This window comes from Hamadaea tsunoensis DSM 44101 (genome assembly GCF_000428945.1).
Classification (GTDB): Bacteria; Actinomycetota; Actinomycetes; order Mycobacteriales; family Micromonosporaceae; genus Hamadaea; species Hamadaea tsunoensis.
Genome location: NZ_AUAX01000001.1, coordinates 312,287 through 338,166 on the forward strand (window position 1 = coordinate 312,287; position 25,880 = coordinate 338,166).

Here is a 25,880-nt window from a genome sequence, read left to right on the forward strand (position 1 = left end):
CTCGTATACTCGACCCGTGACCGTGATCTGGAACCAGCCGCCGCCCCCGGCCCGGCAGCGCACGCTCGGCCGGGCGGAGATCGTCGCGGCGGCGGTCGCGCTCGCCGACGAGCAGGGCGCGCCCGCGATCACCATGAAGGCGGTCGCCGCGCGCCTCGGCCCGGTCACGCCCATGGCCCTCTACCGCTACGTCCACAGCAAGGACGGCCTCGTCGACCTCATGCTCGACGCCGCCACCGCCGGCGTCCCGGTCCCGGCCGCACCCGGGCCGGACTGGCGCGAGGACCTCTTCGAGCTCGCCGTCGCCACCCGATCCATGATCACAACGCATCCCTGGTACGCCGAACTCGTCCACACGCGACCGCCGGCCGGACCGGCCACGATGCGGCGTACGGAGTTCATCCTGCGGGTGCTGGCCGGGCAGGGACTGGCCGTCGGCGCGGCGATGACGTACGCGGCCCTGCTCGACCGGCACGTCTACGGCAGCGGGCTGCAGGAGGCGCAGGAGGCCCGGTTCAACGCGGCGCACGGCATCGACAGCCCGGCGAAGCTGCTGGCCGCGATCGAGGAGGTGCACGCCCTGGCCGTGGCCGACGGCACGGTGCCGCTGCTCACGAGCTGGCTGGCGGCACCGAGCGGCCCGGGACCGGCGGAACAGTTCGAGCTCGGGCTCGCGATGATCCTCGACGGCATCGCGGCCAGGCTGCGGCCCGGCTGGTGATCAGCGGAAACGGGTGATGGCGACCGGGATCAGCCCCTGGTCGCGGACGCCCGCGCGCAGGTGCTCCAGGAGCGCGCCGAGACTGGCACCGTCGCCGACGGCCGTGACGTCGACGGCCCACAACCCGGCGGGACCGACCCGGCGCAGATCCCACAGGTACTCGTCGCCGCCGAGCTCGTAGCGCGCCGAGCCGAGCACCCGCGGGTCGTCCCGCAGCGTCATGGGCCAGATCATCGTGAGGTTGACCAGCCCGTCCGGGGACAGTTCACCGGTGCACAGGATCCGGTAGACGCGTACGCCCTCCTCGGCCGCGGTGAGCCGCAGCGGCTCCTCCACCGGCAGGTCGTAGCGGGTCATCAGGCTACGCAGGACGTCCTCGGCGGGCAGCGCGCACACGCCGGCCGCGTCCGCCCGCTTGATGGGGGTCGCGGCCGCTGTGCGGCGGATCTCCCGGCTCACCTCGGCCCCGCCGGACCAGCCGGTGCCGGGGTACCAGACGGCCGCGTCCACACCGAGGGTCGTGTGATCGGTCGCCAGCGCGTACGCCTCGACGAGGAGGGCACCGCCGGGGACGGCGTAGTAGTCCAGACGCATCCGGCCAGATTAGCCCGGATCGGCGGGCGACGACGACATAGACATACGTTAGTGGGAGCGCTACCATTCTCCCGAATTGCGACGTTCCACGCCGATCACCGGACGTGCCCGCTCCCAGCGCTCACCGGGACGCCAGCGATTCGGCCTTCGTGGGGCGTGTCCGCTCCCGGCGCCCACCGGGAACACACCACTGTGGAGGATCTGCATGTTGTCCCGCAGAACCGCCGTCCTGATCGCCGCGACGAGCGTGGCCGCCCTCTCCACGGGCTTCCTCGCCGTCACGGACGCCCAGGCGGCCACCGGATGCCGCGTCGACTACGCCGTCACGAACTCGTGGGCGGGTGGTTTCGGCGCGAGCGTCACCATCACCAACCTCGGCGACCCGGTCAACGGGTGGAACCTGGGCTGGACGTTCACCGCCGGGCAGACCGTGACCCAGATCTGGAACGGCGCCGTCAGCCAGTCCGGCTCCCAGGTCACCGTCACCGACGCCGGCTACAACGCGGCCATCGCGACCGGCGCGAACACCGCGTTCGGCTTCAACGGCAGCTGGAACAACTCGACCAACCCCGCACCGGCGACCTTCACCCTCAACGGAGTGGCCTGCACCGGCGCGCCCGCCTCGGCGTCACCCTCCGCGCCGTCGTCGCCCTCCGCGTCCGTGTCACCGTCGGCGTCCGCGTCACCGAAGCCTTCGCCGTCGCCGTCGACCTCACCGCCGCCGTCGACCAACGGCAAGCAGATGGAACGGCTCAACCGCGGGCTGATCAGCGTACGCTCGGGCAGCGGGAACCTGGTGAGCTGGCGCTGGCTCGCCACCGACCCCGACAACGTGGGCTTCAACGTCTACCGGGGGACCACCAAGGTCAACTCGTCGCCGATCACCAACGCGACCGACTACCTGGACTCCGGCGCAGCGGCCGGGGCGGCGTACACGGTCCGGGCGGTCGTGAACGGGGTGGAGCAGGCATCCTCCGAATCCGCCCTGCAGTTCGCCAACGGCTACCTCGACGTGCCGATCCAGAACCCGAACTCCTCGCTCTACTCGGCCAACGACGCCAGCGTCGGCGACCTCGACGGGGACGGGCAGCTCGACATCGTCCTCAAGTGGGACCCGTCGAACTCCAAGGACAACTCGCAGGCCGGCGTGACCGACGTCGTGTACGTGGACGCGTACAGGCTGAACGGGCAGCGGCTCTGGCGGATCAACCTCGGCCGCAACATCCGCGCCGGCGCGCACTACACCCAGTTCCAGGTCTACGACTACGACGGGGACGGCAAGGCCGAGGTCGCCATGAAGACGGCCGACGGCACGGTCTCCGGCACCGGGCAGGTGATCGGCGACGCGAACGCCGACTACCGCAACTCCGACGGCTACATCCTGTCCGGCCCCGAGTACCTGACCATGTTCAACGGGCAGACCGGCGCGGCCATGTCCACGGTCGGCTACGTCCCGCCCCGCGGCACCGTCTCGGCCTGGGGCGACAGCTACGGCAACCGGGTCGACCGGTTCCTGGCCGGCACCGCGTACCTCGACGGGAAGCACCCGAGCCTGATCATGTCGCGCGGGTACTACACGCGTACCGTGATCGTGGCCTGGGACTTCCGCAACGGCGCCCTCACCCGCCGCTGGACCTTCGACTCCGACGTGTCCGGCAGCCAGTACAAGGGCCAGGGCGACCACCAGCTCGCCATCGCCGACGTCGACGGGGACGGCAAGGACGAGATCGTCTTCGGTGCCATGTGCATCGACGACAACGGCTCTCCCCTCTGGAACACCCAGAACGGCCACGGCGACGCCCTGCACGTCGGCGACCTCATCCCCAGCCGGGCCGGTCTCGAAGTGTTCAAAGTGGACGAGGACGGCACGAAGCCGTCCTCGTGGCTGGCGGACGCGCGTACCGGCCAGGTCCTCTGGACGACGACGCCCAACGGCGACAACGGGCGCGGCGTGTCCGACGACATCTGGGCCGGCAGCCCCGGCGCGGAATCGTGGTCCGCGGCGGACGGGAGCCTGCGCAACACCGCCGGCACGGCGCTCGGCCGCAAGCCCGGCTCGACCAACTTCCTCGCCTACTGGGACGGCGACCCGGTACGCGAACTCCTCGACAGCACCCACATCGACAAGTACGGGACGTCGTCCGACACCCGCCTGCTCACGGCATCCGGAGTGCACTCGAACAACAGCACGAAGTCGACGCCGTCGCTGTCGGGCGACCTGTTCGGGGACTGGCGGGAAGAGGTGATCTGGCCGACCACCGACAACACGGCACTGCGGATCTACTCGACGCCGATCACGACCGACCGGCGGATCACCACGCTGCTCCAGGATCCGATGTACCGGGTGGGGCTGGCCTGGCAGAACACGGCCTACAACCAGCCGCCGCACACCAGCTTCTTCATCGGGGACGGGATGGGTACGCCGCCGCGACCGGTGATCTACCAACCGTGAAGTCCCGGAAAGTCATGATCACGCGCTAGGCCGCCAACCGGCCGTCCGGGTCGCGCTCGCCGAAAGGTCGTCTACGGCCGGGTGGGCACGACCCGGGCGCCCTGTTCCCGCCCCGCGGGCGGACGGGAAGCCAGTCCTGGCATCGCAGGTGATCGCTCGGCGATGATGACCTGGAACGCCCGGGAGGTGACGACCGTGTCGATGATCGACACTGTGCTTTTCGACGTCGGCGGTGTACTGACCTTCGATCCGTGGGAGACGATGGTCCTGACGCCGACGCAAGGACTCGCGGACCGGCTGCGGATCCCACGACCGACCGCCGAGGCCGCCGGCGTCCGGCTCTGGCCTCGTTTTTCACTCCGAAGTGCATCCGAGGCCGACTACTGGCGGCAGTTCTCGGCCCTGGTCAATCGGGATGTCGAGATGGACATCGTGGCTTCTGTCCGGAAGCTGATAGTCGCCAACCCCTGCACGGCGGAGGCTCTTGCCATCGTTCAGAGTCGAACGATGCGATGGGGCGTCATCTCGGACAACACGGCCTTCTGGTTTCCCCAGCAGCTGGCTCTCCTCGGGATTTCCATAGAGGACGACGCTCTGACGCTCCTGTCCTACGAACAGGGAAGATCCAAGAGCAGCGAGGGCATCGGGCTCTTCGAGCTGGCCGCAGAGAAGACGGTCCCGCGGCGCACCTTGGTCATCGACGACCGCGACCACAATCTGCGGCGCGCGCAGGCAGTCGGGTTCGCTACCGCCCGATACTCGTTCTACGACGATCCCGACGGCCGCGGCCTGCTGGAACTGGTCAAGAACTCCACGGAGTAACCATGACGGAAGCGAGCTTGCCGCCCACTCCCCGGACGCCCGCCACCGTGGCCGAGGCCGTTCCGCCGAGCAAGTCGCCCCGTGCGCTGGACGCGATGCTTGCCGAGTACTCCTCGCTGCGGACCGAAAGCCTCGCGTCGATCACCAATCGCATTACGGTGGCGAACTTCGCGTTCGGCGCGGTGGCCGTGATCGTGGCCGCGATCCTGGCCAACCCCGAGCCGAATCTGACCAAGGGCCTCATAGCGGTCTTCTTCGTCCCGCAGATCGCGAAGGCCGGCCTGCTCATCTGGCTCGGCGAGTACGAGCGGTCACAGCGTGCCGGCAAAGCGATCAGCAGCCTCGAGACCAGAATCAACGACGAACTCGGTCGCGGTGAGCGCTCCAAGGCGATGAGCTGGGAGAGCCGGTTGATCGATGGGGGAACGCACATGAGCTACCCCTACAAGTCCGCGATCTACCTGCTCCTCGGAGCCGGTTGGGCCAGCACGTTGTTGGGCGTCTACAACGTGGCCTTCTCGACCCACCATCACATAGGCGCCTTCGGGGCAACCGGTCTGGCGGTGGTGCTCCTGATCGGCGCGGCCGTCCTGGAGACCCGCTTCCGACGATTCGTCTACGCGAAGTGGGATCAGATACGAGCGTCCTACAAGAAGGATGCCCCCGATCCTCCGATCCTGTGAGTGGACGTCACCGGTCGAGGCGATGGTTGATCGGGCGCCCGCTCGGGCCGGAGTACTCCGTGGGGGCGAAATGTCCCGGATGGCCGGCGGCCTCGACGACCACGTAGAGGTCCCATTCCCCGTGCCCGTTCTGGGCTGGACGAGCCCGGAACACCGGATCGAGCGCGCATCGGCACAAGCTGAGAAGATCCTGCCCACCTTGCTCGGGTAGCCTGCGGCATATGACCAACGGGGAGCGCGACTACGACGATCCGCTGCAGCGGCTGGCCGCGGAGGAGGACTGGGACCGGCGGGCGCGGGCCGTCGAGCAGGACGTCGCCCGGCAACGCCGCAAGGCCGCCGTACGCGGAGCCGCCACCTTCCGCCGCCGGTCGGTACGCGTACCGGGGAATCCGCGGGGGATCTCCTGGATCTTCGTCGCGCTGCTCGCGCTGACGGGCGGGAGCGCGTACACGCTGTGGGCGGGGCTCGGGCCGGCGCAGCTGTCGATGTTCGTCTTCATCCTGGCGGCGTGGCTGGTCTCGTTGTCGTTGCACGAGTTCTCGCACGCGCTCACCGCGCACCGGGGCGGCGACGACACCGTGGCCGAGAAGGGCTACCTGCGCCTGAACCCGTTGAAGTACGGGCATCCGGTGTTGACGATCATCCTGCCGCTGATCTTCCTGATGGCCGGCGGGCTGCCGCTGCCGGGCGGTGCGGTGCTGATCGAGAGCCACCGGCTGCGGAGCCGGTGGCGGGATTCGATGGTGTCGGCGGCCGGGCCGCTGATCAACATCGTGCTCGCGGCCGGTTTGCTGACCGCCGTCGCCACCCTCGGTCCGGACGCCATCTGGACGCTGGCCGAGCCGCATGCCGCGTTCTGGGCGGGACTGAGCTTCCTCGCGTACCTCCAGGTGGCGGCGGCCGTGCTCAACCTGCTGCCGATTCCGGGCATCGACGGCTACGGCATCATCGAACCGTTCCTGCCCGACTCCGTACGCGCCACGGGGCGGAAGATCATGCCGTTCGGCGTGCTGCTGTTCTTCCTGGTGCTGTCCATCCCGTTCCTGCGCAACGGATTCAGCGATCTGCTCCAGTCGATGGTGGACGCGGCCGGCGTACCGGTGAACGGGGTGGCGTACGGCGACCTACTGTTCGAGTTCTGGCGGTAGCCACGCCGGGTCCCGGCCGACGTAACCCAGGAACCGGTCGAACTCGGCGGCGTCGTCCGGCACCGGGAACATCAGGCCGAACGCCTTGTTGGGCCGGTTGACCGGGAACTCGCGCATGATCGCGTACGCGTCGCGGACCAGGTCGGCGTCCGCGGCCACGGGTACGCCGATCGACACGCCGACGTCCCAGCCGTGGATGACGAAGTCCACGATGTGCATGCTCAGCGCGGTCCGCGCCGGGACCGTCCCGAACCCGAAGACCTCCATCTTCTCGGGGAGGTCCGGCGCCTCCCAGGCCGCGGTGACCAGGGCGGCCGACTCCGCGTACGCGGGAAGGGTCTCATCGGTGACGAGGTCCCAGATCTCGCCGCCCACGGGCCGGCCCGAGGCGGCGGCCGCGAAGCCGACGTTGTGGGCGGTCATGTGAGCGAGCAGCTCGGCCACGGTCCAGCTGCCGCAGGGCGTGGGCTTGCCGAGGTGCTCGGGGCGGACCTGGGCGACGATGTCGCCGGCGTACGCGAGAGCGCGCCGATCGAGCGCGAACCGATCCATGCCCCGAGCCTATCCGGCCGACGATCACCCCAGTCGTCGACCGCCCGTCTGCTCGATCCACAGCGGCCTGCGCCTTGGCTTTGTCCCGACTGTCCGATGTGCGGATTCGGGATCCGTAATGCTTCGGATCTTGGGTAGGGCCGGATTTCTACAACTCAGCCGCCGTGGATCACATCCAAGCCGCCCCCTGCCGCCGATTGTCCGCGATGCGGGAAGGATCTTCCGCCAGATGAACCGCAGTCGCCGTTTCCTTGATCGTTTGCGGCTGGGGTGTCATTTCCGGCCCACCTTGCATGATCGTTTACGCGTCCGGTGTAACCAGGAGCCTTCTACGTACTCCGGAACCGTAAACGATCATGCAGTAGCCGGCCGATTTCACACCTCACCCGTAAACGATCACTCCCTCCAGGACCGGGACTGGGACCGGGACCGGGACCAGGGCCAAGGCCAGGGCCAGGCCGGGGCGGACCGATCGCCGAGCGCCCCACTCTCCGACGATCTTGCGCGAATGTCTCAAATTTCGTCCGTAATGCCCGAAAAGCCCGAACATTCACGCAAGATCGCCGCAAAGAGCAGCCCGGGAAGGCGGGAGGGGCGGGTCAGTGGGCGGTGAGGACGGTGCCGTCGAGGTCGTCGTCGTGGTCGACGGTCGCCGTGAACCCCGCCCCGCGCAGGATCCCGAGCGCCACCCCCGACTGTTCCACGCTCGTCTCCACATGGAGGACGCCGCCCGGCGCCAGCCACCGCGGTGCCGTCTCCGCGAGCCGTCGCAGGTAGTCGAGGCCGTCCGCGCCGCCGTCGAGCGCGACCATCGGTTCGTGCAGGCGTGCTTCGGGCGGCATCAGCGCCACGGCGTCGGTCGGAACGTAAGGCGCGTTCGCGACCAGGACGTCGATGCGGCCTCGCAGGTCCTCCGGCAGAGCATCGAGCAGGTCGCCCTGGTAGACCGGAACATCCAGGTTGCGCCGGGCGCACGCCACTGAGGCGGGGTCGATGTCCGCGGCGTACAGGTCGATGTCGCCGAGGGTCAGCAGCGCCGCGCCGACCGCGCCGGTGCCGCAGCAGAGATCGACCACCACCGCGCCCGGCCGGAGGCTCGTCGCGGCCCGCGCCACCAGGAACTCGGTCCGGCGCCGCGGCACGAAGACGCCCGGCGCCACGAAGATCCGCAAGCCGTGGAACTCGGCCCAGCCCAGGATCTGCTCCAGCGGGTCGCCCGCCACGCGGCGCCGCACCATCTCCCGCAATTCTCCGGGCGTACGCGCGGCCGCGTGCAGCAGGTCCGCTTCGTCCTCGGCGAAGACGCAGCCGGCGGCCCGCAGGGTCGCGACGGTGGCGGTGGGGTCGGCATCGGAGAGGCTCACGAGTCGATCACTCTAGCAACCCCAATTACCCGGCATTCCGGGCATCGTTGGGAACATCATGAGGCACTGGTGGCGTGTGGTCGGGGCGATGGCGGTCGTCCTGCTGGTGGGGCTGGGCGTACCGGCGCCCGCGTGGGCGGCGACGTTTCCGATCGACGAACCGTTCAGCGGCGCGACGACCAACAATCCGGACTGGGTCTTCACCGACCAGGCGCACCTCACGAACGAGGGCGACGGCTGGCTGCGGCTGACCAGCGCCAGCCCCACGTTCCAGGCGGGCACGGCGGTGCTCAACGACGCCTTCCCCACCGACCTCGGCGTCACCGTCGAATTCGAGTACGCGACCTGGGGCGGCACCGACCTCGGCGGCCACCGGGGCGACGGGTTCTCGTTCTTCCTCATCGACGGCACCTTCCCGCCCTCGATCGGGCAGTCCGGCGGCGGGCTCGGGTACACCGGCATGCAGGGCGGCTACGTCGGGGTGGGCTTCGACGAGTTCGGCAACTTCTCCGGCGGTCTCGGCGGGCCGGGCCAGGCGCCGGACACGATCGCGATCCGCGGCTCCTACGCGGCCACCCCGAACTGGGCCTGGCTGACCAACGCGCCCGGCCCGGGCGGGACCGTCGAGACCGGTGACCGCGCCGGTTTCCGGAAGGTACGCATCACGATCACCCCGAACGCGCCGCACGAGACGATGATCTCGGTGCTGTCGAACCAGGGCGGCGGCACGGACCTGGAACCGGTGATCACCGATTTCAACGTCGCGACAGCTCCCGGGCAGCCGGTGCTCCCGCCCACGTTCAAGCTCGGCTTCAGCGGTTCGACCGGCGGCGCGACGAACAACCACGAGATCCGCAACCTGCGCGTGACCGTGCCGACCGATCTCGCTATCACGAAGACCGGTCCGGCGACGGCGAACCCGCGGCAGCGGATCGCGTACACGCTCACGGCGACGAACAAGTACCCGAACCCGGTCTCGGGCGCGCGGGTCACCGACACGCTGCCCGCCGGGATCACCGACGTCCGCTGGACCTGCACGGCCGGGGCCGGCGCGGCGTGCCTGCAGGCGTCCGGCAGCGGCACCGTGGACGTCCCGGTGTCCATGGAGGAGAACACGGGCGTCACCGTCACGGTCACCGGGACGGTTCCGGAAGAGGCGGCTGAGACCACCATCCACGACTCCGCCGAGATCGTGCCGCCGGAGGACCGTACGGACCTGGATCCGAGCAACAACACGTCCACGTGGGACACGGACGTGAACCCGTTCATGGATCTCGTGACGGCGAAGGAGCTCACCAGCACCTCGCCGCTCGTCTTCGGCAAGTCCGCCGCGTACACCGTGCATGTGGTGAACAAGGGGCCCGACGTGGCGCGCGGGGTCGTCGTGACCGACGACCTGCCCGCCGCCTTCGCGACGGCGAGCGCGCCGGGGTGCGCGCTGAGCGGGCGGAAGCTGACCTGCGAGGTCGGCGACCTGGCCGTGGACGAGACGCGGACCTTCGCCGTCACGGCCTCGGTGACCGGCGACGCGGACGCGTGCCGCGGGGGCGTGACCCAGACGGCGACGGCGGCCGGCACGAACTCCGACCGTACGCCGGACGACGCCACCGCCTCGGTCACGACGCCGTGCACCGTGCCGATCAACGCGGCCGTGACGATCCCCGTCACCGGTACGCCGCTCCTCCCGCTCCTCTACGCGGGACTGGCCCTCATGGTGCTCGGCGCCCTGCTGCTGTACGCCCTGCGGCGCGGCTGAGCTCAGGCGGCCGCCTCGCGGGCGAGGGCGGTGAACTCGGCCCGGCCGCCCGCGAACAGGAAGTCGGAGTTCTGGGTGAGCGCGATCGCGGTGAGATCGAGACTCGGATCGTTGAACCAGACCGTGCCGTAGCCGCCGTCCCAGCCGTAGTGGTTCGGGACGGCGGCCATGCCGAGCCCCCAGCCCTTGGGCTCCAGCAGGAGATCCGCCGAGGCGATCTGCTCGCGGGTCAGGCGGTTGGTCGTCAGCGCCGCGACCGACGCCTCGGCGAGCAGACGCCGTCCCTTGTGGACACCGTTACGCGCCAGCAGCCGGCCGAAGGCGAGGAAGTCGTCGGCGGTGGACAGCAGCCCGGCCGCGGCCGACGGGAACACCGGCCGGTCGAGCCAGTCCTGCGGGGGTGAGGCCGGCTGCAGGGTCACCTTGCCGGTCGCGAAGTCGGTCATGTAGTAGCCCGGGATCCGCCCGATGTTCTCCGGCGCCGTGAAGAACCCGGTCTCCGTCATGCCCAGCGGCTCGAAGAGCTTGTCCCGCAACAACTCCGGCAGCGGTACGCCGGCCGCCCGGGCCAGCAGCACGCCGAGGACGAGCGCGCCGGTGTTGTACTGCCACCGTTCCCCGGGCTGGTACATGAGCGGCAGCGACCCGAAGAGCTTGATCCACTCATCCGGCGGGTGCGGCGTACGCGGGTCCGGCTCGGCCAGGGTCAGCCGCATCTCCTCGGCCGCCGTCACGATCGGGAACCGCGGGTTGTACTCCGGTTCCATGAGCAGGCCGTGGCCGAGCCGGAAGGTCAGCAGGTCCTCGACCGTGATCGGCCGCCGGGCGGGCACGGTCTCGTCGAGCGGCCCGTCCACCCGCGCCAGTACGCGCCGGTCCGCCAGTTCGGGCAGCAGCCGGTCGACCGGTTCGTCCAGAGTGAACAGTCCGTCCTCGACCAGCATCAGGGCGACGGTCGCGACGACGGGTTTCGTGAGGGACGCGATCCGGAAGACGGTGTCGCGGGCCATCGGGCGCTCGTCGCCGAACGCGTACGCGCCGATGGCGTCGACGTGGACCTCGTCGCCGCGGGCGAGCACCGTCACGAGCCCGGGCAGTTCCCCGCGCTCGACCCGGCCGGCCAGGGCGTCGTGCAGCCGGGCGAGCCCGGCGGAGGTGAAAGCCTCGGTCATCTCCTGACCGTAGCCTGACCCGGGACGGTCTTCAGCGCTTCCTTCACCTCCGCGGCGGGTACGGGGTGGACCGGATCGTCGTCGTTCGCGAAGTGGTGCGCCCACCGCGCCGCGTCGAGCACCCGCAGGAAGGGCACGTAGCGCAGCTCCAGGGTGAGCAGCACCAGCGCCGTCGCGACGATCGCGATGAGAGTGTCACCCTGCCCGGCGGCCGCTCCGATCGCGGCGCAGGCGAGGATCGCCGCCGCCGTGGTCACGCCGTGCACCACCGGGTACGCGATCTCGCCCTGCCGGAACAGCACGCCGGCCCCGATGAAGCCGACGCCGGTGATGGCTCCGGTGAGGATGGTCGGCGCCCCGTTGGCCGACAGTACGCCGATCACGGCGGCCCCCGTGCCGATGAGCGCGAAGGTGCGGTCGCCCGCGACGGAGCCGCGCAGCTGCCGCTCGAAGCCGAGGACGAACGAGAGCACGAAGGCGAGCAGGACGTGCAGGCCGATCAGAACATGGGCGTGGGAGAGCATGGGCCGATTCCACTCGGGGTACCGGGCCGGGATCAAGCCACCGAACAGGCATCATCGGTGACGATTCCCCGACCGTCCGCGTGGGTAAGCCCGCGGACGGGAGGTGACCGTCGATGCTCACACAGTACGAACGAGACCGTCTCGCGGAGATCGAGCGGTTTCTGGTGACCGAGGACCCGGCCTTCGCCCGGCGCATGCGTACGCCGAGACGGCCGGTGTCCCTCGTCCTGCTCGCGGTCGCGCTCTGGGCGGCCGCGCTGATCGTCTCCGTCCTCGCCGGCGTGGTCGCCGTGGTGGTCACCCTCGGCGTCCTGATCACGGTGGAGGTGGGCTGGCAGCTGTACCGCCGAGCCCACCGCGCACCGTGATCCCGCTCAGCTCGGCGGGTTGGACGAAACCCCGAACACCGCCCGGGCGGCCGCCGAGATGAAGCGCTCGATCTCGCTGCCGAACGGGTTCTCGTGGACCATGTAGGTCCAGGTGGTGGAGGGGCGCACGAGGCCCTCGTCGTCCGGCGTCCAGCCCTCGCTGAGATCCGCCTCGGCGAACGTCTCGACCGTCTTGGTCTGCGTGTCGTCCAGGAACTCCTTGAACGCCGGGATCGCGACCCGGTGGAACTCGTCGAGCGGGTCCTGCCGGCCGAGCGCCCGCAGGTGCACGCCCTCGCGCACGTCGGCGAGCATCGCCAGGTGGTCGGCCCAGCCGCGGTCGAGGTGGGCCAGCCCGATCAGCCGGGCCGCCTCCTCCGTCCGCTCCTCGCCGAGCAGCTCGACGACCTCGTCGTAGCGCTCCTTGTCCGCGTCGCGTACCCACTGGGCGGCCAGGTCGCCGGCGAGGATCTCCAGCCGCCGGAACGCCAGCTGCTGGCGCTGCCGCTCGATGAGTACGCCGTACCGCCAGGTGTTGCGGTGGATCTCGAAGGCGACGCCCTCGGAGACCTTCTGGGCGTGGCTGACGGCACGGTCCACGGCCGGCCCGGTCATCCGCCCGTCGCCCGCGGTACGCCCGTCGAACGGCTCGCCGTTGCGCACGATCAGGGTGTCCTCGGGGCTGACGAAGAAGACCGAGCCGCCGGGGTCGCCCTGCCGGCCGGCGCGGCCGCGCAGCTGGTCGTCGACGCGGCGGCTGTTGTGCCGGCCCGACCCGATGACGAGCAGGCCGCCCAGGTCGACGACGGCGTCCCGGTCGGTCTCGCCCCGGCCGCCGAGCCGGATGTCGGTACCCCGGCCGGCCATCTGGGTCGAGACGGTCACCCGGCCCAGGCCGCCGGCCTCGGCGATGATCTTCGCTTCGCTCGCGTCGTTCTTCGCGTTGAGCACGACGCACTCGATGTCCTTGGCCCGCAGCGCGGCCGCGAGGCGCTCCGACTCGGCGACGTCCAGCGTGCCGATGAGCACCGGCCGGCCCACCTCGTGGGCGGCCGCGACCTCGGCGATGATCGCGTCTTCCTTCTCCTCGGCCGTGACGTAGACCCGGTCGGCCTCGTCGATGCGGATCGAGGGCGTGTTCGGCGGGATCACGGCGACCTCGAGGCGGTAGAACTCCCGCAGCTCGTCACCGATGTTCACGGCGGTACCGGTCATGCCGCAGACCGTCGGGTAGAGGCCGATGAACCCCTGCACGGTGATGGTCGCGAGGACCTCGCCCTCGGCGGTGGGCGTCAGGCCCTCCTTCGCCTCCACCGCCGCCTGCAGGCCGTCCGGCCACCGGCGGCGCTGGGCGATCCGGCCGCGGAAGCCGTCGACCAGCTGCACCTTGCCGTCCCGGACGATGTAGTCGACGTCCAGCGTCAGCAGCGCCCGCGCGTGCAGCGCCAGGTTCACCGCCGTCAGCTTCTCCAGGTTCTCCGGGGCGTAGAGGTCGATGCCGCCGTACGCCTTCTCGACCATCAGCGCGCCGGCCTCGGTCAGCTGGACGTTGCGACCGTCCTCGATCCCCTCGAAGTCCCGGCCGGGCTGCATCGCGGCGACGAGCGTGGCCGCCGAGGCCGCCGGGGAGACCGAGTCGTCGAAGCTGCCCGCCAGCACCAGCGGTACGCGTGCCTCGTCGATGAGCACCGAGTCGGCCTCGTCCAGGATGAGCGTCGGCAGGCCGGGCATGACCTCGTCACCGGCGTCGAGGACGAGTTGGTCGCGCAGGAAGTCGAAACCGACCTCGCTGACCGATACGTAACAGACGTCCCGCGCGTACGCCTCCAGGCGCTCGTCGTGGGTGCTGTCCTCGCCGACCGAGCCGACGCTCAGGCCGAGCAGCCCGTAGACCGGGCCCATCCATTCGGCGTCGCGGCGGGCGAGGTAGTCGTTGACCGTGAGGATCTGCACCCGGGAGCCGCGGGCGACATAGCCGTACGCGGCGATCGCGGCCGCCAGGGTCTTGCCCTCGCCGGTGGCCATCTCGACGATCGTGCCGGCCAGCATGGCCATGGCGCCGAGGAGCTGGACGTCGAACGCCCGCTCGTCGAGGGCGCGGCGGCCGGCCTCGCGGCCCAGCGCGCAGATCTCGACGAGGTCGTCGTCGTCGATGAGGACCGCCTGACGGCGGCTCGTGGCGTCGGTGTACGCCTCCATGTCCGTTCCGGCGCCGCTCCTGTGCACGTCGGCGGCTTTGGTGAGGCGTTCCCGCAGCGCGCCCGCGCGCTCGGTCAGCTCCTCGTCGGACAGCGCGCCGAGCTCCTCCTCCAGGGCCTCGATCCGGGGCAGGAGTGCCTCCGAGGGCGCGAGGCTGACGGTGGCTCCGGGGCGCTGCATGAATGTCTGCAGCTTCTGCTTCAACTTGTCGGCGAGACCCATGCCACACACAGTACCGAGCCTTCCTGGAAACGACCGCCCCCGGCCGGGCCAGTCCAGCGACCGGGAACGATATGACCCCTCCCCCGCCCTCCCGTCCGCTTCGCCCGCCCAAGATCCCGTTTGGATCACGGTTGCCGCCCGAATCATGGGCCAAGATTCGGGTGATTTCCCTGATCCAAACGGGATCTTGGGGCGGGGCACGCGGGAGCCCGAGCGGGGCACAGGGTGCCCCGGGGGTTCACAGGCGGGGGTCGACGGGTTCGGACTCGCAGGCGAGGACCGCGAACACCAGCTCGTGCACCCGCCACGGCGGCGTACCGGGGCGGAGGGCTTCGAGGCCGAGGGCGTGCTCGCGCAGGGCCAGCCCCCGCTTGCGGCCCAGGCTGCGGCCGCGCAACCGGTTCAGCTGGGCCTCGGCCGTGTAACCGGGCCCGTAGATGATCCGGAGGTACTCGCGGCCGCGTACCTTGAGGCCGGGCTGGTGCAGGCCGCGGCCGGCCCGGGCGGTGAGGCCCGCGTACGGCTTGACGACCATGCCCTCGCCGCCGGACTCGGTCAGCTCCCGCCACCACGCTGTGACGCGGTCGGCATCCTCGGCCGAGCGGGTGTCGGCCACGATCCGGCGGGTCGGCGTGAACAGCCCGGGGTCCGCCGCGACCAGCGCGTCGGCCTGTTCGAGGTGCCAGCCGTGGTCGCGGTCGGCGTACCCGCCCGCGGACGAGGCCAGCACCATGAACGGGGCCAGCGTGGTCGCGCCGGGCGGGCCGACGTAGCGCCGGTACGCCTCGGCGAATGCCGTGACCTCCGACAGCCGCGTACGCAGATCGGCGCCGAGCCCCCCGACGTCGAGTCCCCGGGACCGGGCCGCCTCGACGACGTCCAGGGCCGCCGGCAGGACCGCCCGGCCGGCCGCGCCGACCGCCGCGTACTGCCGGATGAGGGTTTCCGCCTTGGCCGACCACGGCAGGAGCTCGCAGTCGAGCAGCAGCCAGTCGCAGCCGAGGCTGTCCCAGAGACCGGCCCGTTCGACCGCGGCCCGTACGCCGCCGAGCAGTTCCTCGGTGCGGCCGGGCTCGAAGAACGGCCGCCCCGTACGCGTGTACACCGCCCCGGTACTGCCGTCGTCCACAAAGGAGCGGGCGGCGACGTCCCGGTCCTTGCAGACCAGGACGACCGCGCGCGAGCCCATGTGCTTCTCCTCGCAGATCACGCGCTCCACGCCGGCCGACGCGTAGTCGGCAAGGGCCGACGTGGGGTGCTCCAGGTAGCCCTCCACACTGGACGTTCCAGCGGGCGCCATCGTCGGCGGCAGCCAGCGCAGCCAGCGCGGGTCGACGGCGAACCGGCTCATGACCTCCAGCGCGGCCGCCGAGTGCTCGGCCTGCACGGTGATCGTGCCGGTCGCCGTCTCGACGTGCCGCCGCCCGGTGACGCGCTTGAGCTCGAAGGCCCGCGCGGCGGCCGGTACGGGGGCGGCCGGCGGCTTCGCGGGCGCGTAGTGCTCCCGCAGCGCGGGCACCGAGACCAGCTCCCGCTCCGGGTAGCGCAGCGCCGTCAGCGTGCCGCCGAAGACGCAGCCGGTGTCGAGGCAGATCGTGTTGTTGACCCACTCCGGCTCGACCGTCGGCGTATGGCCGTAGACGACCGTCGCCCGCCCGCGGTAGTCGTCCGCCCACGGGTAGCGCACGGGCAGGCCGTACTCGTCCGTCTCGCCGGTCGTGTCGCCGAACATCGCGAACGCGCGCACCCGCCCCGACGCGCGGCCGTGGTACTCCTCCTTCAGACCCGCGTGGGCCACCACCAGCCGACCCTCGTCCAGCACGTAATGGCTGACCAGCCCGTCGAGGAAGGCCGGCAGCCCGTCGACCGGGTCGGCCTCCAGCTGCGCCAGCGTCTCCGCGAGGCCGTGGCGTACCTGCACCTCGCGGCCGTGCAGCTTCTTCGCCAGCTTGGCCTCGTGGTTGCCCGCCACACAGAGCGCGTGGCCGCGCTCGATCATGCCCATCACCAGCCGCAGCACTCCCGGGGAGTCCGGGCCGCGGTCCACCAGGTCGCCCACGAAGACAGCGGTACGCCCACCGGGGTGCACCGCGTCCACCGGCCGCCCGGCGGCATCGGCGACCAGCTCCCAGCCGAGCTTGACGAGCAGCTGGGACAGCTCCTCCGCGCAGCCGTGGACGTCGCCGACGATGTCGAACGGGCCGGTCAGGTCCCGCCGGTCGTTGAACAGCTTCGCGTACCGAAGCTCCACATCGGACAGCTGCTCGGGGCCGAGGACGGCGACCTTGCGGAAGCCCTCGCGGGCCAGCCCGGAGATCGAGCGCCGCAGCTCGCGGGTCTGCCGCCGGACGACCTCGCGGCCGAACAGCCGGTCGGGCCGCGCCTGCGTACGCTCCCAGCAGAGGGATTCGGGCGTGTCCAGGACGACGGCCACGGGCAGGACGTCGTGCTCCCGGGCCAGCTTCACCAGGGAGGCACGGGCGTGCTTCTGCACGTTGGTGGCGTCGACGACGGTCAGCCGGCCGGCCCGCAGCCGCTTGGCCGCGATGTAGTGCAGCGCCTCGAAGGCGTCGCCCGTCGCGCTCTGGTCGTTCTCGTCGTCGGCGACCAGGCCGCGGAAGAAGTCGCTCGACAGCACCTGGGTCGGCAGGAAGTGCTCCCGGGCGAAGGTCGACTTGCCGGAACCGGTGGCGCCGACGAGCACGACGAGCGCCAGCTCCGGAATGTCCACTGTGGTCGTCATCGGTTCTCCTCCCGGATGAACAGGGCCAGCTGGGTCGGCGTACCCAGGTCGGGGTCCTCGTCGCCGACGCCGCTCAGCTCCACGCGGTACGCGTACTCCTCGGTGATGCCCGAAGCCCAGGCGGCGAACTGCGCGCGGGTCCACTCGAAGCGGTGGTCCTCGTGGCGGTGACCGCCCTCGGGCAGCGACTCGTAGCGGGCGTTGTACTCGACGTTCGGCGTGGTGACCACGACGGCGCCGGGGCGGGCGTGGCCGAAGACGGCGTCCGCGAGCGCGGGCAGTCGCGGCTCGTCGACGTGCTCGACGACCTCCATGAGCACGGCCGCGTCGTAGCCGCGCAGCCGGTCGTCGCGGTAGGTCAGTGCGGTCTGCAGCAGCTTCACGCGGGCGCGCTGGCGGTCCGGCAGCCGGTCGAGCCGGATGCGCCGGGCGGCGATGTCGAGCACGACCGGCGACACGTCAGCCCCGACGATCTCGGTGTACCGCTTGTCCCGCAACAGATCCGCGACGAGCGCGCCCGGACCGCAGCCGAGGTCGAGCACGCGGGCCGCGCCGGTCGACGCGAGCGCGGCCAGCACGGCCGTCCGCCGCAACGCGTTCAGCTTCGGCTTTCCGCTCTCCTTCTCGGGGCTCTCGTCCACCACCTCGGCGTCGTCGGGCGCCAGCTGGGACAGGGCACGGTCGGTCAGCGCGCGGCTGTGCGCCAGGTACCGCCGGACGATCAGCCGCCGCTCGGGGTGCTGGGAGAGCCACCCGTCCCCGGCGCGTACCAGCTTCTCGATCTCGTCGGGGGCGACCCAGTAGTGCTTCGCGTCGTCCAGCACGGGCAGCAGCACGTAGAGGTGATTGAGCGCGTCGGCCAGGCGTACGCGGCCGGTCAGGGTCAGGTCGACGTAACGGCTGTCGCCCCACTCGGGCAGCGTCTCGTCCAACGGGATCGGCGTCGCGGCCACCTGCCAGCCGAGCGGCTCGAACAGGCGTACCGCCACCTCCGGGCCGCCCTTGCAGCGCAGCACCGGTACGCGTACCGCCAGCGGGATCGCGATCCCGGCCAGGTCCGGCCGGTCCTTCGAGGTGCCGCGCAGGGCCGACCGGAACGACCGGTTCAGCGCGGCGGCGAGCAGGCTGGACGCCGCGTACGGGCGGTCGTTGACGTACTGGTTCAACGACTGCGCGCCGTCCCAGCGGCCCTTCGCCTCGGCCAGCTTCATCGGGTCGACCTCCAGCAGCAGCGCGGCCGTGCATCGTTGCGCCGACGCCTCCGGATAGAAGACGGTCGCCGTGCCCCAGGGCAGCTCGAACGGCTGCACCCGGTCGGGGTGCTTGACGAGCAGGTAGCCGAGGTCGGTGGCGTCGGGCAGGATCTCCGGGTCGCGCGTGGCGGTGAGGGTCAGTAGCACAGGATCATGGTGGCAGCCGCGAACACCGCGCCCAAAACGGTTTTGCCCAGCTCAACGGGGCCGCTATGGTGGCCGCGTGATGCACGACGGCGAGGTTCCCACCGACGTATCGCTGGTCCGCCGCCTCCTCGCCGGCCAGTTCCCGGCCTGGGCCGCGCTGAGCATCGAGCCCGTCGCCTCGGCCGGCACCGACAACGCGATCTACCGCCTCGGCGACGAGCTGTCCGTACGCCTGCCCCGCATCGGCTGGGCCGACGGACAGGTCGCCAAGGAACGGGAATGGCTGCCGATCCTGGCGCCGCACCTGCCCGTCGCCGTGCCCGAGGTGGTCGCGGTGGGCCGGCCGACCGCCGAGTACGCCTGGGACTGGGGTGTCTACCGCTGGCTGCCCGGTTCCCCGCCGACCTCGCCCGACCCGGCGCTGGCCGCGGACCTGGCCGGATTCGTGCGCGCCCTCCGGGCGGTCGACCCCGTCGGCGCCCCGGTGGCCGGTCGCGGCAAACCTCTGTCCACACGCGACGTCGGCGTACGCGGAATCCTGGCGGACTGGCGGCAGGAGCACGACGCCGCCCGGCTGCTGGAGCTGTGGACGTCCTGTGTGGACGCGCCCGCCTGGACCGGCCCGCCGACCTGGAGCCACGGGGACCTGCTGCCCGGCAACCTCCTGGTACGCGAAGGGCGGCTGAGCGCGGTCATCGACTTCAGCCCGGCCGGGGTCGGCGACCCGGCCTGCGACCTCATTCCGGCCTGGGCGTTCTTCGACGGGCCCGCCCGCGCCGCCTACCGGGAGGCACTGGACGTGGACGACGCGATGTGGCGGCGCGGGCAGGGCTGGGCGCTGGCCTTCGCGGTCACGGCGCTGCCGTACTACGTGGTGACGAACCCGGTCCTCGCGGGGATCGCCCGCACAACCCTCGGCAATCTCCTCGCCTGAGCCTCCATGATCTGGTTTGGATCAGGGAAATCACCCGAATCATGGTCCATGATTACGTGCGAAAACCTGATCCACACGGGATCAAGGGCGGGTCAGGCGGGTTCCCAGAGGAGGAGCTGGCGGTGGTGGCTGAAGCCGTTGCGCAGGTAGAAGTCGACCGCGCGCCGGCCGGAGTGCACCGTCACGTGCAGCAGGTCCCTGGCCCGCGCCTCGGCCAGGATCGCGGCCATCAGCGCCGCACCGACCCCCTGGTTGCGGTGCTCTTCGCGGACCATGACCGACTGGACGTCGCCGTACCGGCGCTCCAGCGAACCGTTGCCGGGCACGCGTTCCGCGACGAGCAGCCAGGCCGCACCGATGATCTTCCCGTCGACCTCGGCGACGAACGGCAGGTACGTTTCCGCGTGGTCGGCGACCCATTCCGTGAACGCTGCGACCTGGTGCGCTTCGATGTCGCGCAGTTCCGCGAGCGCCGCCGCGTCCGCCACACCGCCGATGCGTACGATCATCCGCCGGAGTCTAGATCAAGATGCGGTAGCCCACGCCGGGCAGCGTCGTGATCACGGCCGGCGGCCCCAGTTTGCGGCGCAGCCGACCGATCGTCACCGTCACCGTGTTGGTGAACGGATCCGCGTTCTCGTCCCAGACCCGCTCCAGCAGCATCTCCGCGCTCAGGTACGCCGGGCTCGCCGAGAGCAGCGCCTCCAGCAGCGCGAACTCCTTCACCGACAGGTCCAGCGGGCGGCCGTCGCGGGTCGCCGTGCGGCGTACCGGGTCGAGTTCGAGGCCGCCGGCGCGCAACGTCCGCGGCTGCGCCGACGGCCGCCGCCGGGCCAGCGCCCGCACGCGCAGGACCAGCTCCGGGAAGTGGAACGGCTTCGCGAGGTAGTCGTCCGCGCCGAGGGTCAGCCCGCTGACGCGGTCGCCCGGCGTACCGGCCGCGGTCAGCATCAGCACCATCGGCCGGTCCGCGCGCTCCGTGATCATCTGGCAGAGCGTGTCCCCGTGCAGGCCCGGAAGATCACGATCCAGGACCACCACGTCGTACGCGACGAGATCCACTTTGGCCGCCGCGGCCAGCCCGTCGAACGCCAGGTCGACGGCCAGACCCTGATCGCGCAGGCCCTCTGCGACCACCTCCGCGAGGCTGCGCGCGTCCTCGACGACGAGTACCCTCACCGCGCCTCCTCAGGTGAGGCGGGCTCCGCCCGGCTCGGCTGGACGATGCGGGGCAGCAGGACGACGACCCGCAGGCCGCCACCCGGCCGCGCGTCGAAGACGACCTTGCCGCCGTGCGCCTCGACGATGGCGGTGACGATGGACAGGCCGAGCCCCGATCCCGTCCCCGTACGCTCGATCCCCAGCCGCTCGAACGGCCGCCCGAGCCGGGAGACCTGAACCGGGTCGAGGACCGGGCCGCCGGACTCGACGACGAGGCGGACGAACTCGCCGGATGCCGTGGCCACCCGCAGGAACCCGCCCTCCTCGTTGTGCCGGATCGCGTTGTCGACGAGATTCTCGACCATCCGCAGCAGCAGGATCCGGCTGCCCTCGGTACGCCCGCCGTGCAGCGAACTCGCGTCGACGGTCAGGTTCCGGGCGAGGATGTCGTCGGCCCTGGCCGCGATGGCCTGCCCGGCCAGCCCGCCGAGGGCCAGCGGCTCCCGGTCCGCCAGGGCGCCGTGCTCGGCCCGGGCGAGCACCAGCAGCCCGTCGAGCAGCCGGTCCAACCGGTCCAGCTCGGTACGCGTACGGGCGGCCAGAACGGCGGTCGCGTCCGGGATCGGCTCCGGTTTCGCCATCGCCACGTCGACCGCGGCGCGGACGGTCGCCAGCGGCGTACGCATCTCGTGGGCGGCGTTGGCGACGAACCTGCGCTGGGCCGTGAACGACGCCTCCAACCGGCCCAGCAGTCCGTCGATGGTGTCGGCGAGATCCTTGACCTCGTCGTCGGGCCCGGCGATCGCCAGCCGCGCGTCGAGGTTCTCGGCACCGATCGCCCGGGTCATCACGGTCAGCGTACGCAGCGGTTCCAGTACGCGCCCGGCGACGATCCACCCGACGGCGACCGACGACAGTCCCCAGAGGATGAGCAGGAGCAGGCAGACGCCGAGCAGCCGCCTGGATCGCCCGGTCCCGGCCGCCGCCAGCAGGTTGACCAGGATCAGCAGCACCGCCCCGCTGAGGAAGGACGCGCCTGCGTAGAGCAGCGTGAACCGTTGCCGGACCGGGCCATCCGTGGGCGACATGCGTCCAGGATGCCGGTCGCCGCCTAACAGCGGCATGACAGCGCCGGCGGGCGGCGCGGGGTCAGCGGACGGAACGGTTCCAGGCGATCGAGAGGACCACCCCGCCGACGGTCAGGAGCAGGCCGGCCAGCACGAACCACACCGTGATCTCGACGTTCCTCTTCTGGACGACGATGTTGCGCGGCAGGTCCCGCAGCACCTTGCTCAGCTGCCCGGCGTCCTCCGCCCGGAAGTACTTGCCGCCCGTCGTGTCCGCCACCTTGTTCAGCGCGTCCTCGTCGATCTCCTGGCTGCGGGGGCCGCCCCCGCCGAACCGGCCGCCGAAGCCGCCGAACCCGCCGAAGTTCCCGCCGCCGTCCGCGATCTGGTCCGGCGAGCACACGAACGGCGCCGGGGTCGTCGTGCCGAAGCCGATCGTGTAGACGCGTACGCGCCGCGCCTGCGCCTGTTCGGCGGCGGTGACCGGGTCGACGCCCTGGGTGTTGACCCCGTCGGTGAGCACGATGATCGTGTCGGGTTCGAAGCCGGCCGCCGACGCGACCCCGTCCTTGTCGGGGGTCAGGGTCACACCGGTCGGCGCCACGTTGGGATTGATCTCGGAGATCGCGTCCAGCGAGGTCAGGATCCCCTGCCCGATCGCCGTCCCGCGAGCCGTACGCAGCGTGTCGATCGCGGCGATCAACGCGTCCGTGTCGGTGGTCGGCGCGACGACCAGCCCGGTGATGCCGGAGAAGGCGACGATGCCGATCTTCGTACCCCGCTGCGCCTTCACGAACTCCGTCGCGGCCGCGCGGGCCGCCATGAGCCGGTTGGGCGAGACGTCGGTGGAGCACATCGAGGTCGAGACGTCGATGGCGAGCAGGATCGAGGTCGCGTTGGAGGGCACCTCGACCGTGGCGCGCGGCCGGGTGGCCCCCGTGCCCAGGGCGACCAGCCCGACGGCGAACAGGATCAGCGGTACGCGCCGCTTCCAGCTCGTCCGGCCGGGGACGGCCGCGCGGATCAGGGCGATGCTGGAGACGCGTACCGCGAGCCGCTTACGCCGCCGGTTCGACCACCACCGCAGCGCGAACAGCAGCGGCACCGCGAGCAGCGCGGCGAGGGCCCACGGCCAGGTGAGCGACATCAGACGATCCTTCCGTACGCGCCGATCATGAGCGCCCCGCCGATCGTGAGCAGGAGCAGCCCGGCCGCGCCCAGGAGACCGGTCAGCTCGACCTTCTCCGGTTTGGCCGTGAGCCGCAGGTCGATCGATTTGTGGATCTGGTCGAGGTCGGCCGCCGAGCCCGCCGGGTGGTACGCGCCGCCGGTCTGGGTCGCGACGGCGGTCAGCAGGTCCTCGTTGAGCGCCGTGGCGACCTGGTAGCCGTCGACCTCGACGGTGGTCCCCTGCTTCGTGCCGATCCCGACCGTCTCGATGCGTACGCCCGCCGTGGCGGCCAGGGCAGCGGCCGACTCGACGTCGGGACCGGACCGGCTCTCCCCGTCGGAGAAGAGGACCATCGTGGCCGAGCCCCAGTAGCCGAGGTCGGGCGGGGCCGCCCCGGATTCCGCGTCGGGCAGGGCGACCGGGTGGCCGACGATCGCGCCGAGCCCGGCCAGGATCGCCTGGCCCAGCGAGGTGCCGCCGCTCGGCGTGAGCCGGTTGATCGCGCCGAGCGCCGCGCCGTGGTCGGCGCTGGGCGGCTGCGTCGTCAGGCTGTCCTGGCCGAAGATGACGACGCCGACGTCCACTGTGTCCGGTTGCGCCTTGACGAAGCCGGTCGCCGCCTCCTGCGCGGCCGCCAGCCGGGTCGGCTTCACGTCGTCGGCCGCCATGCTCTTGGAGACGTCGACGACCACGATCACCGTGCCGGACACCCGGGGCAGCGAGATCGTCGCCTCGGGCCGGCCGACCGCGATCAGCAGCAGCGGCAGCGCGACCAGGAAGAGCGCGTACGGCACGTGCCGCCGGCGCCCCGGACCGGCGAACACGAGACCCTGGGTACGCAACGCCTCCGAGCGCTTCTGCACCAGCATCACGTACGCGGTCGCGCCGGCCGCGGTGACGAGCGCGGCGATGAACCACATGATCGGGTAGGCCAGCGTCATCGGCGTCTCCGGTGGGAGGTGCGTACCATGTCGATCAAGGCGGCCACCAGGTCCTGGTCGGTGGTGATCCGGTGGGCGGTGACCCCGGCCCGGCCCAGCGTCTCGGCCAGCCCGGCCTCCCGCGCGTCGACCTGGGCGGCCAGCCGTTGCCGCAGCAGCGGATCGCTCGTGTCGACGAGCACCTGCTCGCCGGTCTCGGCGTCCTCGACGATCACCAGGCCGACGTCGGGCAGGTCCAGTTCGGCCGGGTCGACCAGGCGTACGACGACGACCTCGTGGCGGTGGGCGAGCCGGCTCAGCTCCGTCTCCCAGCCCGGCTCGCCGAGGAAGTCCGACAGCACGAACACCAGGCTCCGCCGCCGCGCCGCGGTCGCCGCCATCCGCACCATCGCCGCGAGGTCCGTCGTGGTCGCGGTCCGCTTCGGCCCGGTCGCCGCGGACCTGTCCAGCTCATGCGCGATCCGAAGAGCCTGATTGCGTCCCGTACGCGGAGCCAGCACGAGCCGGTTGTCGTTGTCGAAGAGGATCGCGCCGACCCGGTTGCCGCCCTGCGACAGCAGCCGGGCGAGGCAGATCGCCAGCTCGTCGAGGGCGGCGTGCTTCGAGCCCGCCATCGACGCCGACCGGTCGCAGACCAGCCAGGCGGTCAGGTCCCGTTCCTCGGTGTACTGCCGCACGTAGGTCTCGTCGAGCCGGGCCGTGACGTTCCAGTCGATGTGGCGTACGTCGTCTTCGGGGGTGTATTCACGCAGGTCGGTGAAGTCGATGCCGACCCCGTGCCACGCCGTCCGGTACGCGCCCTGCAGCCGCCCGTCGAGGCGGCGGACGACCTGCCACTCCAGGCGGCGCAGCAGCCGGTCGGAGGCGGCGGTCATGACAGCCGGCTGTGCAGCGCGGGCTCGGGGACGGGCAGCGACGACAGGATCCGGCTGAGGATCACGTCGGGGGTCACCTCGTCGGAGAGCGCCTCGTAGGACAGCACCAGCCGGTGGCGGAACACGTCCATCGCGAGATCGGTCAGGTCCTGGGGGACGGCGTAGTCCCGGCCGCGCAGGAACGCCAGCGCCCGGGCGGCCAGCACGAGGTTGATCGACGCGCGCGGGCTCGCCCCGAACGTGATGTACCGGGCCAGCTGCTGCTGTCCCACCAGCGCCGGTTGCCGCGTGGCGGAGGCGAGGCGGACGCTGTACTCGATGAGGGCCGGGTCGACGTAGACCTCGTCCGCCTGGCGCTGCAGCGCGACGAGGCGCTCGGGGTCCACGATGGACTGGATCTTCGCGACCGGGGTGAGGGCGCGCTCGACGACCACGAACTCCTCGGTCGGCGTGGGATAGCCGACGATCACCTTCATCATGAACCGGTCGATCTGCGCCTCGGGCAGCGGGTACGTGCCGTCCGACTCGATCGGGTTCTGCGTGGCCATCACCAGGAACGGCTCCGGTACGCGGTGCGTCTCGCGCCCGATGGTGACCTGGTGTTCCTGCATGACCTCCAGCAGGGCGCTCTGCACCTTGGCGGGAGCCCGGTTGATCTCGTCGGCGAGCAGCAGGTTGGTGAAGACCGGGCCGAGCGAGACCTGGAACTCGCCGCTGTGCTGGTGGTAGATCCGGGTGCCCACGATGTCGGCCGGCACCAGGTCGGGCGTGAACTGCACGCGGTGGAACTGCCCGCCGACCGCCTCGGCCAGCGACTTGACGGCCAGCGTCTTCGCCAGTCCCGGTACGCCCTCCACCAGGATGTGCCCGCGGGCGAGCAATGCGACCATCAGGCGCTCCAGCAGCGCGTCCTGCCCGACGATCGTCTTCTTGACCTCGTAGAGGACCTGTTCCACGAGGCTCCCAGCGGGCCCGGTGGCGGATGCGTTCATATTCCGTCCTAACTGG

At 71.2% G+C, this 25,880-nt stretch carries 23 protein-coding genes; 8 read left to right on the top strand and 15 right to left on the bottom strand.

The features are described 5' to 3' along the window. The first annotated feature begins 16 nt into the window (after positions 1–16). Positions 17–721, top strand: a complete 705-nt coding sequence (locus tag G401_RS0101375; protein WP_027341091.1) for a TetR/AcrR family transcriptional regulator — start codon at positions 17–19, stop codon at positions 719–721. Here G401_RS0101375 and G401_RS42690 read toward each other — a convergent pair whose 3' ends face one another. Beyond that, positions 722–1,315: a hypothetical protein gene (locus tag G401_RS42690; protein WP_051365988.1), complete on the bottom strand. Its 594-nt coding sequence runs from the start codon at positions 1,313–1,315 to the stop codon at positions 722–724. Between the two features lie 205 nt (positions 1,316–1,520). Between G401_RS42690 and G401_RS0101385 the strand changes: the two genes are divergently transcribed. The 4 genes from G401_RS0101385 to G401_RS42695 all read left to right on the top strand — a co-directional run bounded on the left by G401_RS0101385 (position 1,521) and on the right by G401_RS42695 (position 6,423). Continuing rightward, on the top strand, positions 1,521–3,767 hold the full coding sequence (locus G401_RS0101385; protein ID WP_027341092.1) for a rhamnogalacturonan lyase family protein: 2,247 nt from the start codon (positions 1,521–1,523) through the stop codon (positions 3,765–3,767). Positions 3,768–3,929: 162 nt separating this feature from the next. Beyond that, entirely contained in the window at positions 3,930–4,589 is a 660-nt protein-coding gene (locus G401_RS0101390) for an HAD family hydrolase (RefSeq protein ID WP_027341093.1), read from the top strand. 2 nt (positions 4,590–4,591) lie between these two features. After that, entirely contained in the window at positions 4,592–5,272 is a 681-nt protein-coding gene (locus G401_RS0101395; RefSeq protein WP_034590381.1) for a hypothetical protein, read from the top strand. A 221-nt stretch (positions 5,273–5,493) separates the two neighbouring features. After that, positions 5,494–6,423, top strand: a complete 930-nt coding sequence (locus G401_RS42695) for a site-2 protease family protein (protein WP_051365989.1) — start codon at positions 5,494–5,496, stop codon at positions 6,421–6,423. On the opposite strand, the gene G401_RS0101410 is transcribed toward G401_RS42695, so the two are convergent. Both G401_RS0101410 and G401_RS0101415 read right to left on the bottom strand, forming a co-directional pair. Continuing rightward, on the bottom strand, positions 6,400–6,975 hold the full coding sequence (locus tag G401_RS0101410; protein WP_027341096.1) for a TIGR03086 family metal-binding protein: 576 nt from the start codon (positions 6,973–6,975) through the stop codon (positions 6,400–6,402). The two genes, G401_RS42695 and G401_RS0101410, sit on opposite strands and share 24 nt — an antisense overlap. A gap of 599 nt (positions 6,976–7,574) precedes the next feature. Then, positions 7,575–8,339, bottom strand: a complete 765-nt coding sequence (locus G401_RS0101415) for a putative protein N(5)-glutamine methyltransferase (RefSeq protein ID WP_027341097.1) — start codon at positions 8,337–8,339, stop codon at positions 7,575–7,577. Positions 8,340–8,397: 58 nt separating this feature from the next. Here G401_RS0101415 and G401_RS42700 point away from each other — a divergent pair, with 58 nt between their 5' ends. After that, a complete protein-coding gene (locus G401_RS42700) occupies positions 8,398–10,095 on the top strand; it encodes a lectin-like domain-containing protein (protein ID WP_084556687.1) in 1,698 nt (565 codons plus the stop codon). A 2-nt stretch (positions 10,096–10,097) separates the two neighbouring features. Here the strand turns inward: G401_RS42700 and G401_RS0101425 are convergent, their stop codons facing one another. Both G401_RS0101425 and G401_RS42705 read right to left on the bottom strand, forming a co-directional pair. Continuing rightward, positions 10,098–11,267, bottom strand: coding sequence for a serine hydrolase domain-containing protein (locus G401_RS0101425; protein ID WP_027341098.1), 1,170 nt, complete (start codon positions 11,265–11,267; stop codon positions 10,098–10,100). Further along, the gene (locus G401_RS42705; RefSeq protein ID WP_051365991.1) at positions 11,264–11,791 is read right to left on the bottom strand and encodes an MgtC/SapB family protein; all 528 of its coding nucleotides are present in this window, start codon (positions 11,789–11,791) and stop codon (positions 11,264–11,266) included. The genes G401_RS0101425 and G401_RS42705 overlap by 4 nt, the downstream gene beginning before the upstream one ends. 113 nt (positions 11,792–11,904) lie before the next feature. Between G401_RS42705 and G401_RS0101435 the strand changes: the two genes are divergently transcribed. After that, positions 11,905–12,159: a DUF3040 domain-containing protein gene (locus tag G401_RS0101435; RefSeq protein ID WP_027341099.1), complete on the top strand. Its 255-nt coding sequence runs from the start codon at positions 11,905–11,907 to the stop codon at positions 12,157–12,159. A 6-nt stretch (positions 12,160–12,165) separates the two neighbouring features. Here G401_RS0101435 and secA2 read toward each other — a convergent pair whose 3' ends face one another. From secA2 to G401_RS0101450, 3 genes are all read right to left on the bottom strand, one after another. Further along, positions 12,166–14,580: an accessory Sec system translocase SecA2 gene (gene secA2 / locus G401_RS0101440; RefSeq protein ID WP_027341100.1), complete on the bottom strand. Its 2,415-nt coding sequence runs from the start codon at positions 14,578–14,580 to the stop codon at positions 12,166–12,168. A 238-nt stretch (positions 14,581–14,818) separates the two neighbouring features. Then, complete coding sequence (locus tag G401_RS0101445) at positions 14,819–17,323, bottom strand: polynucleotide kinase-phosphatase (RefSeq protein ID WP_027341101.1); 2,505 nt, start codon at positions 17,321–17,323, stop codon at positions 14,819–14,821. After that, positions 17,320–18,723, bottom strand: coding sequence for a 3' terminal RNA ribose 2'-O-methyltransferase Hen1 (locus G401_RS0101450; protein ID WP_027341102.1), 1,404 nt, complete (start codon positions 18,721–18,723; stop codon positions 17,320–17,322). The genes G401_RS0101445 and G401_RS0101450 overlap by 4 nt, the downstream gene beginning before the upstream one ends. A 79-nt stretch (positions 18,724–18,802) precedes the next feature. Between G401_RS0101450 and G401_RS0101455 the strand changes: the two genes are divergently transcribed. After that, the gene (locus G401_RS0101455; protein ID WP_034590508.1) at positions 18,803–19,657 is read left to right on the top strand and encodes an aminoglycoside phosphotransferase family protein; all 855 of its coding nucleotides are present in this window, start codon (positions 18,803–18,805) and stop codon (positions 19,655–19,657) included. A 92-nt stretch (positions 19,658–19,749) separates the two neighbouring features. Here the strand turns inward: G401_RS0101455 and G401_RS0101460 are convergent, their stop codons facing one another. The 7 genes from G401_RS0101460 to G401_RS0101490 form a co-directional block, all read right to left on the bottom strand. After that, the gene (locus tag G401_RS0101460; RefSeq protein WP_034590382.1) at positions 19,750–20,166 is read right to left on the bottom strand and encodes a GNAT family N-acetyltransferase; all 417 of its coding nucleotides are present in this window, start codon (positions 20,164–20,166) and stop codon (positions 19,750–19,752) included. Between the two features lie 10 nt (positions 20,167–20,176). Further along, positions 20,177–20,836, bottom strand: a complete 660-nt coding sequence (locus G401_RS0101465) for a response regulator transcription factor (RefSeq protein WP_027341105.1) — start codon at positions 20,834–20,836, stop codon at positions 20,177–20,179. Continuing rightward, positions 20,833–21,906: a HAMP domain-containing sensor histidine kinase gene (locus G401_RS0101470; RefSeq protein ID WP_027341106.1), complete on the bottom strand. Its 1,074-nt coding sequence runs from the start codon at positions 21,904–21,906 to the stop codon at positions 20,833–20,835. The genes G401_RS0101465 and G401_RS0101470 overlap by 4 nt, the downstream gene beginning before the upstream one ends. A gap of 61 nt (positions 21,907–21,967) precedes the next feature. Continuing rightward, on the bottom strand, positions 21,968–23,032 hold the full coding sequence (locus G401_RS0101475) for a VWA domain-containing protein (protein ID WP_027341107.1): 1,065 nt from the start codon (positions 23,030–23,032) through the stop codon (positions 21,968–21,970). Further along, positions 23,032–23,997 (bottom strand): VWA domain-containing protein, encoded by a 966-nt coding sequence (locus G401_RS0101480; RefSeq protein WP_027341108.1) that lies wholly within the window; start codon positions 23,995–23,997, stop codon positions 23,032–23,034. The genes G401_RS0101475 and G401_RS0101480 overlap by 1 nt, the downstream gene beginning before the upstream one ends. Beyond that, positions 23,994–24,872 carry a DUF58 domain-containing protein gene (locus G401_RS0101485; protein WP_027341109.1) on the bottom strand — a complete coding sequence of 293 codons (879 nt, stop codon included), beginning with the start codon at positions 24,870–24,872 and terminating at the stop codon, positions 23,994–23,996. Before G401_RS0101485 ends, G401_RS0101480 begins: the two co-directional genes overlap by 4 nt. Continuing rightward, a complete protein-coding gene (locus tag G401_RS0101490) occupies positions 24,869–25,864 on the bottom strand; it encodes an AAA family ATPase (protein WP_027341110.1) in 996 nt (331 codons plus the stop codon). Before G401_RS0101490 ends, G401_RS0101485 begins: the two co-directional genes overlap by 4 nt. Positions 25,865–25,880 lie beyond the last annotated feature (16 nt).